Origin of the sequence: Fodinibius halophilus, from assembly GCF_011059105.1 — a bacterium.
Classification (GTDB): domain Bacteria; phylum Bacteroidota; class Rhodothermia; order Balneolales; family Balneolaceae; genus Fodinibius; species Fodinibius halophilus.
Window position 1 is genome coordinate 1 of the sequence record NZ_JAALLS010000041.1, and the last position, 8,843, is coordinate 8,843.

General features: G+C 43.9%; 10 protein-coding genes. 6 read left to right on the forward strand and 4 right to left on the reverse strand.

The features are described 5' to 3' along the window. Positions 1 to 216: 216 nt before the first annotated feature. The 4 genes from G3569_RS17745 (at position 217) to G3569_RS17760 (ending at position 4,211) form a co-directional block, all read left to right on the forward strand. Positions 217 to 813 carry a phage tail protein gene (locus tag G3569_RS17745; RefSeq protein ID WP_165271430.1) on the forward strand — a complete coding sequence of 199 codons (597 nt, stop codon included), beginning with the start codon at positions 217 to 219 and terminating at the stop codon, positions 811 to 813. Positions 814 to 883: 70 nt separating this feature from the next. Then, positions 884 to 3,628 (forward strand): choice-of-anchor D domain-containing protein, encoded by a 2,745-nt coding sequence (locus G3569_RS17750; RefSeq protein WP_165271431.1) that lies wholly within the window; start codon positions 884 to 886, stop codon positions 3,626 to 3,628. Between the two features lie 25 nt (positions 3,629 to 3,653). Further along, on the forward strand, positions 3,654 to 3,845 hold the full coding sequence (locus G3569_RS17755) for a PID-CTERM protein-sorting domain-containing protein (RefSeq protein WP_165271432.1): 192 nt from the start codon (positions 3,654 to 3,656) through the stop codon (positions 3,843 to 3,845). Between the two features lie 69 nt (positions 3,846 to 3,914). Further along, complete coding sequence (locus tag G3569_RS17760; protein ID WP_165271433.1) at positions 3,915 to 4,211, forward strand: DUF6916 family protein; 297 nt, start codon at positions 3,915 to 3,917, stop codon at positions 4,209 to 4,211. 31 nt (positions 4,212 to 4,242) lie between these two features. Here the strand turns inward: G3569_RS17760 and G3569_RS17765 are convergent, their stop codons facing one another. Beyond that, complete coding sequence (locus G3569_RS17765) at positions 4,243 to 4,854, reverse strand: TetR/AcrR family transcriptional regulator (protein WP_165271434.1); 612 nt, start codon at positions 4,852 to 4,854, stop codon at positions 4,243 to 4,245. 153 nt (positions 4,855 to 5,007) lie between these two features. Between G3569_RS17765 and G3569_RS17770 the strand changes: the two genes are divergently transcribed. Both G3569_RS17770 and G3569_RS17775 read left to right on the forward strand, forming a co-directional pair. Continuing rightward, complete coding sequence (locus tag G3569_RS17770) at positions 5,008 to 6,318, forward strand: NfeD family protein (RefSeq protein ID WP_165271435.1); 1,311 nt, start codon at positions 5,008 to 5,010, stop codon at positions 6,316 to 6,318. Between the two features lie 48 nt (positions 6,319 to 6,366). Beyond that, on the forward strand, positions 6,367 to 7,185 hold the full coding sequence (locus G3569_RS17775; protein ID WP_165271436.1) for a slipin family protein: 819 nt from the start codon (positions 6,367 to 6,369) through the stop codon (positions 7,183 to 7,185). A gap of 64 nt (positions 7,186 to 7,249) precedes the next feature. Here the strand turns inward: G3569_RS17775 and G3569_RS17780 are convergent, their stop codons facing one another. The 3 genes from G3569_RS17780 to G3569_RS17785 are packed head-to-tail and all read right to left on the reverse strand — an operon-like array spanning position 7,250 to position 8,756. Next, positions 7,250 to 7,741 carry a DUF4097 family beta strand repeat-containing protein gene (locus G3569_RS17780; protein WP_165271437.1) on the reverse strand — a complete coding sequence of 164 codons (492 nt, stop codon included), beginning with the start codon at positions 7,739 to 7,741 and terminating at the stop codon, positions 7,250 to 7,252. 29 nt (positions 7,742 to 7,770) lie between these two features. Next, complete coding sequence (locus G3569_RS18485) at positions 7,771 to 7,959, reverse strand: hypothetical protein (RefSeq protein WP_205720277.1); 189 nt, start codon at positions 7,957 to 7,959, stop codon at positions 7,771 to 7,773. A gap of 11 nt (positions 7,960 to 7,970) precedes the next feature. Beyond that, the gene (locus tag G3569_RS17785) at positions 7,971 to 8,756 is read right to left on the reverse strand and encodes a DUF4097 family beta strand repeat-containing protein (protein WP_165271438.1); all 786 of its coding nucleotides are present in this window, start codon (positions 8,754 to 8,756) and stop codon (positions 7,971 to 7,973) included. Positions 8,757 to 8,843 lie beyond the last annotated feature (87 nt).

An 8,843-nucleotide genomic window follows, 5' to 3' on the forward strand; every position in this document is an offset into this window, starting at 1 on the left:
CTTTCATGTTGCATTTACTACTTGAACTCAGATTTCAATTAAACTATTGGAGCCTCTTTAGACACTTCTACTCTTGGGAAAAATTTGCAGTTTATATAACAATACTATTAAGTTATATAACAATTGAAAACGTAGGCGTTTCCAATTACATCTCTATTTTTAGTAATAGAGAGAGTAAATTAAAATACTATCAAGATAAATTAACAAGAGATTTTTATGGCTTTAGAAGGGATGATTGCAGAAGTAAAGCTTTTCGCAGGAAATTATGCTCCCCAAAATTGGGCTTTTTGTGACGGAAAGCTACTACCTATTTCACAACACCAAGCACTATATTCTATCCTCGGAACCAGCTACGGTGGCAATGGCACAACCAATTTTCAACTGCCCGATCTTCGCGGGCGAACTCCTGTTGGTGCCGGTAACGGCCCGGGCCTGCAAACAGTTCAAGTGGGACAAAAGGGAGGCCGAGAAACCCTTACCCTGGGCATTCCTAACCTGCCCAGCCATTCTCACACGGCCACAAGTACCACAAACCTGAGTATATCTGCTAACAGCAACGACGGTAATACTAAAAGCCCCGATGGCAACTACCTGTCGGCCAGCGTATATCAAAAGGATCGAAGTACAACAGTACCGATACTTACCTATACCGATAGCAAAGGAGGGGCAACGCTTAATGCGGATTCTATTTCAGGGTCTGTGGACGTTAATATAGGCAATACCGGCAACGGTCAGCCGGTGCCCATCCGGCAACCCTACCAGGGTATGCATTATATTATCTGCCTCAATGGGACCTATCCTCCACGTGACTAAAACAATGGGCCGGAATCCCTGTAGGCTTTCCGGCCATTCTATTCTTTGAGAACCTAACACTCTTTAGGCTATGAGTAAGTCGACTGTTTATAAACTGTTATTTGTTGTTACCATACTTTTGATACTCCCGGGAATCGCTTTTTCACAAACAGAGATATTGTCTAACGGCGGGGCCGAAGCTAATAAAGTATCAGACTCGGGCGGAACACCACAGGACTGGGTAGAGGTGAGTTACCAATGGGGTGCTGACAATTTTTCTGTTTTCATTCCACAGGAAGGCAGCAATTATTTTCTTCCGGTTGACTATGGTAGTCAGCATATCCTAACACAGGAAATAGATGTTTCCGGAGATGCCTCAGATATAGATAATGGGAATGTAACGACCTCTTTTTCCGGCTATATTATTACCAATGGAACCGATCAGGGGAAAATTACTGTAGAGTTTTTGAATAGTTCTAGTTCGGCAATAGAAACATTTGATACAGGAAACCAGACGGTAACCAGCTGGACTCAGTTTACTGATAATCGCACCGTTCCGACAAACACCCGAACCATCAGAGTCAAGCTTACAGCTACTGATGAAGCTGGAGGTGGAACTTATACAGATGTAGCTTACGACAACTTATCCCTGACCAAGACCGTAGCCGCACCCGAGATGTCGGTCGAAGGAAACAACACTGAAATCTCCGACGGAGACAGCTCCCCAACTACAGGCGATCACACCGATTTCGGTTCGGTGGTTGCAGCCGGGTCAAACACAATTAGTCGCACATTTACAATCAAAAACACCGGGAGTGCCAATTTAACACTTGGGGGGAGCCCGAAGGTTGCCCTTTCAGGAACCAATGCCGGAGATTTTACCGTCACCAGCCAACCATCATCACCTGTTTCGGCCAGTGGAAGTACAACATTTGATGTGGAGTTTGATCCCTCTGCCAAAGGAACACGAACTGCTACTGTGTCAATTGATAACGACGATTCTGACGAAAACCCCTATAACTTTGATATCAAGGGAACAGGTGATAATTCATCACCTACAAGCTCGAACAACGATGTATTTATGGTAACCGACACAGAATTCACCTTCAGTGACACCGACTTCCCCTTCTCTGACAGCGATGGGAGCGATGCATTAAGCGCCGTAGATATCACTACGCTACCCGGTAACGGCACCTTGTACCTGGATGCCAATGACAACGATACTAACGATGGGGAAGACGTTTCTTCCGGTGATGATATTAGTCTGAACGATCTGCAAAATGGTCATCTCCGATATATTCCTCCCTCAAATACTACCGGATATCAAGCAGCTTCATTTACATTTAAGGTGAGTGACGGAACGGATTTCTCCGCATCGACCTACACAATGAATATCACAATAGACGCCAATGAAGTAACCCTTAGTGGCAGTTCCGGGGTAGATGCCTGGCACTTTATCAGCAATCCGTTCCAATCCAACCTGACTGATCTTTTGTCAAATATTTGGACCCAGGGTGCTACAAATTCTGATACTCCTTCCGGCAGTGCCAACATCTTTACTTTTGATGAATCGTCTGCTGCCTTCAGCGCATTTACGGGAAACCTTGCCACTACCCCTTCTGCCGGTACAGGCCATGCCATTTATATATTTGCTGATGATGATTATGAAACCGGAGGCACCCAGGGCGACTGGCCCAAGACACTTTCGACAAGTGGTTCCATACATTCAACCCCGGTTTCAATTCCAGTTTCCAATACCGACCAGCAATCCGACGGCACAACTGGCGACGAGGGCTGGAATTTGGTCGGAAATCCCTTCGGGACTCATATAGCAGTCAATGATATTATTACAGCTCTGCAGGCCGTGGATGGCTCTGCCAATACCAACGTCTATACGTATGAAAATGGCAGCTACCAAACACTGGCCAATGATGGTACTAACAGCGTTGGTCCTTTTAAAGCTTTCTTTGTACGCGTGCAAACATCGGGCACATCAGGTAATATGAGTCTGGATAACAGTGCTCGCAGTACTGATCTTTCCTCTAAAATTACTACCAAAAAACAGCTGTCATTCACCCTGTCTGGCCAAAATAACCTTGAAGGAAAGGGCGGCTTTGTCTTTACCCATAACGGCAAGAAAAAGATAGATCCTTCTGATGCCTATCAGCTATGGGCTCTGCCGGGTACCAAACACCTTATGCTGTACAGCCGGGTTGGGGATCAAAATATTAAGTTCAACCACCTCCCGGATAAACTTGAAGAGGAGTCCTCATATCCACTTTACGTACAAAGTTCTGAGGACGGTCAATTTACCTTACGCTGGAAAAAAGAAAACCTGCCCGTTGGGTGGCATTTTACATTGCGCGACCTTAAAGAGGACATTACGTTCAACTTAAGCGATCGTAACAAATACAGCTTTTACTATCAATCCAGCCAAAGCAAAGTAGCGAAACGAAAAGGAAAATCTGCCGCTCCAATAGCCTCTTCTACCCAGCGTGGTGAAGATGCCCGATTCGAACTTGTAATGAGCAAAGAGCAACCAAATGGGGGAGAAAATCCCGGTAAGACACCAACTGAATTTGAGCTCAACCAAAATTATCCAAACCCCTTTAACCCTGCTACTAATATTGAGTATTCTGTACCACACCAATCCAAGGTGTCTCTTGAGGTTTTTGATATAACAGGTCGTAAGATTGCAACGCTTATTAATGAAACAAAGCCAGCAGGTAAATACGATGCAACCTGGAATGCAGAAGGAGCCTCCAGCGGCATATACTTTTACCGGTTAGAAACGGCAACCCGCGTAATTACTAAGAAAATGACATTAGTTAAATAAATTTATCCCTAAAAATACCAACACCATGAAGTCTACAATCCTTATTGTTTTTTTCATTGTTATACTTCTTTTTGCAGGATCTGCCTTGGCTCAACCCGGATTGCCGGGAGATCCGCCCCAAACTCCCATTGACGGCGGCATAATTTGGATGTTACTTGCCGGTGGGGCCTACGGATACAAAAAATTACGAGGAACAAATATTAAAGAAGAGAACTAGCTGCAATTTATAAAGATACGACCTGTATAGTGTAACCAACTCTATAAACTCATAAAAACAGTAAGTCCCATGAAACCTACTGATTTTAGTCCTTTTGAAAACAAAGAAGTTAAAGCTAAAACTAAAGAAGGAGACGACCTCAACCTAACCCTCAAAAAGGTAACTACCTTAGAATCCAAAGGACTTGAGGCAGTAGAAGGTGTGCGCTCAGAACCTTTTAGACTCACTCTTTCAGGCCCCGCCGATAAGCATTTAGAACAACAGGTAGTAAAACTATACTTCAATGAAGACAATCCTCACGAACTATTTATTAAGCCTTTGGGAAAAGAGGAAGGAATCTCTACCTATGAAGTTATTATAAATTAACCGTTTATTTTGACAGGGCTAAAATCTACTATTAGGCCGTAAGCCAGTTGAGGATAGTATCTAATACTATTCCTTTTCGGTCGATATTAGCTTTGCCATTATCAGAATGCATACTTTCCTTCAAAAGCGAGCGGTTAATAGTATCTGAAAGAACCGGATAATAACAGAGTGAAAATATATTTAACAGTAAGTGATGGGCATCTACCGATGCAATTTGATAGTTCGAAGCTGCTTCTTCAAGCTCATCTTCAAAATCCCCAAGCTCAAGCTGTACTTGCTCGTCAAAAATGGGCTGCAACCATTCCGGTTTACGGCTGCTTTCTGTTACAACAAAAGTCAATACCTCTGGATAAGCCTTCGCTTGCTGCAGGCAGGCCTCGACAAGCTCTTCAATCTTTTTAAAGAGCGGCAAATCCTGGTCTAACACATCACCTAATCCTCCGAAAATATCACGAATGGACTGGGTGAAAACGCGTTCAAAGAGCTCTTTCTTGGTATTGAAATAATAATGTATCATTGCCTTAGTCACGCCAATTTGATCAGCAATCTTTTGAAGACGAGCGCCCTCATATCCGTGGGTGAAAAATTCTGCCCGCGCCGCTTCTATAATCTCCGTGCGTGTATCCATTTCTTGCTCTGACATCTAAAAACTAATTGGTTAGTTAAACTTTAATTGGCTTAATATAGCAGACCTATCCCAGACCAGCAACCCATTAAGCAGGGGGTCATCATTTATTTTTCAAATATTTTGGTAATAGCTGTTGTTTCAAAGAGGGTTTTTCATAACCTTGTAAATATGAGACATCTACTATGCATAATGCTATTGCCTATGTTGGTCGGAAGTGCAACTGTTCCCCAAGACACCACTTCTGCACGCCAACCAGATGGGACCCCCCGGGTAACCATGATCTCTATCGATGGCTCTATATCACCGACAACAACAAATTATATTAACCGGGGCATACGAATAGCCAAAGAGGAGAGATCAGAATGCCTGATCATTCAACTTGATACACCCGGCGGGTTACTGGAATCCACAAAAAATATTGTACAAACCTTTCTGGATTCTGACGATCTGCCCATTGTTGTATATGTAGCCCCCGAGGGAGGCAGAGCCGCAAGTGCCGGAACCTTTATAACAATGGCTGCCCATATTGCTGCCATGGCTCCTACGACTACCATTGGGGCGGCCTCACCTGTACAGATGGGCGGCGGGCAAAGTGATTCGGTGATGCAGAAAAAGATTTTTAACTACTCAGAAAGTTTTATTGAAAGTATCGCCAACAGGCGTAACCGCAATGCCGAATGGGCTCGATCGGCCGTCCGGGACGGCGAATCCATTACTGCTGAGAAGGCCCTTGAAATCGATGTTATTGACCTTATTGCAACAAGCCGTGAGGAGCTGCTCCATACTATCGACGGACATGTTATAAACGGGGATACCCTGAATACCCGCAAGGCCACTATTGATGAAGTGCCAACAAACATGTCCGAAAAGCTCCTTGGCTTCATCATGCGTCCTGAGGTTATGCTCATTCTAACGATGATAGCTATTTACGGTATTATAGGAGAGGTTACCAATCCCGGTGCCATTGTCCCAGGCGTAGCCGGAGTTATTGCTCTGATCCTGGTACTTTACGCATCGGCGGCCATGCCTATCAACATTGCGGGCTTTGCTCTTATCGGGCTGGCCATTGTCTTATTTATTGCAGAAGCTTTTACCCCTACTTTTGGCATCCTTATAGCGGGCGGAGCCGTATCTTTTTTCCTGGGTGCTCTTATGCTTTTCCAGGACCTGCCCCAATCTATGGAGCTTTCCTGGGCATGGCTTGTTCCCGCCACCATACTAACCACCCTGTTTTTTGTCTGGATCGTAACCGAAGGAATCCGGGCCCAGTTTTCTACCAACCAAACAGGCAAAGAATCTATGATTGGCCGGCGGGCCCAGGTTATTGAACAGATCAATGACCACAGCGGCCGTGTATTTATAAAGGGGGAATACTGGAATGCTGTGAGCGACCAAGTCATTGAAGAAGGAGAAGAATGTGAAATAGTGTCAATCGAAGGACTTACCATGAAAGTGAAATCGGTAGCTGAATCTTCTTGATACACCGGCTGTTAAAATTATAAAACTTCACCAAATCACGAGGCTCTTATGGAAGACAGTAGCTCATTTTTTGATACAATAACCTGGATTATTACGATAGCTGTTTTACTGGCTATTCTATTACCCCAGATGTTTAAAATCCTGCGGGAATACGAACGCGCCGTTGTTTTTCGACTTGGTAAATTTCAAAAAACAAAAGGACCCGGCCTTATCGTCCTTATTCCCTTTATCGATAAAATTGAGCGTGTTGATCTGCGAGTGCTTACCATCAACGTAGATCGGCAAGAAGTGATCACCAAAGACAATGTAACGGTACATGTAGATGCCATTACGTTTTTCCGGGTGATAGATGCCGAAGATGCCGTAATACAGGTTGAAAAGTATATACATGCGACTTCTATGCTGGCTCAAACTACTTTGCGTAGCATCGTAGGACAAGTAGAGCTGGATGAACTATTGGCAGAACGCGACAAAGTAAACAAGAACATTCAAGAAATTATTGACCGGCAAACCGACCCCTGGGGCATTAAGGTGGTATCGGTGGAAGTCCGTGACGTGGTGCTACCCGAAAATATGAAACGAGCAATGGCACGTCAGGCAGAAACCGAACGAGAGCGACGAGCAAAAGTGATTAATGCCGAAGGGGAATTCCAGGCTGCAGAACGCCTCGTTCAGGCCGCCACCATGATGAAAGAAGCACCGATGGCCCTGCAGCTTCGATTCCTGCAGACAATGACCGATATCAGCGAAGAAAATGCGACTTTTGCATTCCTTCCATTACCTATGGAGATGCTGGAGGTCTTTAAAGATATGTCGGGAGTCCAATTACCGTCTCAGGGAAATGACAATGAGGATACTGAAGAATAAAAAGATTGACCTCTTCAAAACTAAAAGGACACGGCTAATCCCGTGTCCTTTTAAATATCATTACTTACGTCTTTTCTTTTCGCAGAAAGATATTGCCACTTACCGATTCAAGAGATACTTCGGCTCCGCCTCCTCCAATTTGGCCCCGTAGCTTATAACCAACAAGCGGTATCTTCTTTCGCTTATTTTCAAACCGCAAGTTATTCAAGTCGGTAAATGCTTCGCCAGAAACGGTTTTAATTGAAATATCAGCTTCCTTTTTTGCAGGCCAACTCAAGTCTACATAACCGCTGGTCGATTTTGCACGAATCGGCCCCGTAAGTCCCACGAGTTTAATATCACTGCTTATAGATTCCACATCGAGCGCAATATCCCTTGGCACCCTAAGCTCATAACGAATATTACTGCATACAACGTAGCTATCATCATTACTGCTTCCGCTATATTGCGAGTAGCTATCGGGACAATCCTCTCGTCGCCCCGACCTCACTTTATCCTCGTTATACTCAGATGAAATGCTTAACCTGCCACTTTGGTGATCAAAATCCAGTTCCAAGGCGTCATTGAGCTTGCCACCATTTATATCTATGATCGCTTTAAACGTGATCTCATCGCGATCCCAGGATGAAACCGAGATAATCTCCCCAACTTGAGATCAAACTGAACTTTTTGATCTTGGCTAACAGTAAATGACCTTTCTACCAGGCGTTGTTGCCCCCAAAGCAGGGAAGACGCTCCTAATAAAAGTACAGTAATGAGTAATACTTTCTTCATATCAATACCTCCTAAGATCCTTCTTTTCGAAGATATATTTCACCACTTATCGTCTTAAGTGTCATATCAACGCCCCCACCATTAAGTGTTCCCTCAACCGTACCGCCGCCCATCAAATTCATACCCTTTTCCTTGCTATCTTTTAATGATAAATCCATATTGGTATAGATTTCACCGGATAATGTCTTCATTTCTAAATCAGCCTTTGTAGCCTCGGGCATAGTAACATCAATATAACCGCCAACCAGCGAAATAGAGGTAGGATTGGCATTGGAAACACGGGTAAAAATGATATCCGCGTCACCAGTAGTACTGCTTACTATAACCGGCCCCGTAATATCTACTAGTTTTATATCACCGGTTTTTGATTTAATCTCTATCTCACCATCATGATTTTTAACTTGGGTATCTCCACCACCCCAGTTCACCTCTTCAATCATTATTCGCACCTTATTGGGTACCCTCACCACAAAGTCACCACCAGAAGACGATACTTGGGCTACTTTTAAGATCCCATTTTCCTCTTCTATCGAAAGACCAATTCCTGTATTATCTTTTCCACCGCCATAGAGAGGACGCAATCCTTTTGCTCGTTCAGGCGGGGCTTCATAGTCTTTATTTTCGATTATAACTTCATTCCCTTCATATCCTTCAACAGATATTCCACTCCGAGAAAGAGAAAACTCAACCCCATTTTCTGCAATATTCTCTAATTGGTGGTTATATTCCTGGGCACTAACAATTTGCGTTGCCAATACCAATAACACTGCCATCAATAGTTTTATTCGTTGTTTCATAGTATTTACATTTAGATTTTACCTATTAATTCTCTTCCGGAAGAACCCGCCGGGTCAAGTCTCAATTAGTGTGTAAAAATGTGAGAA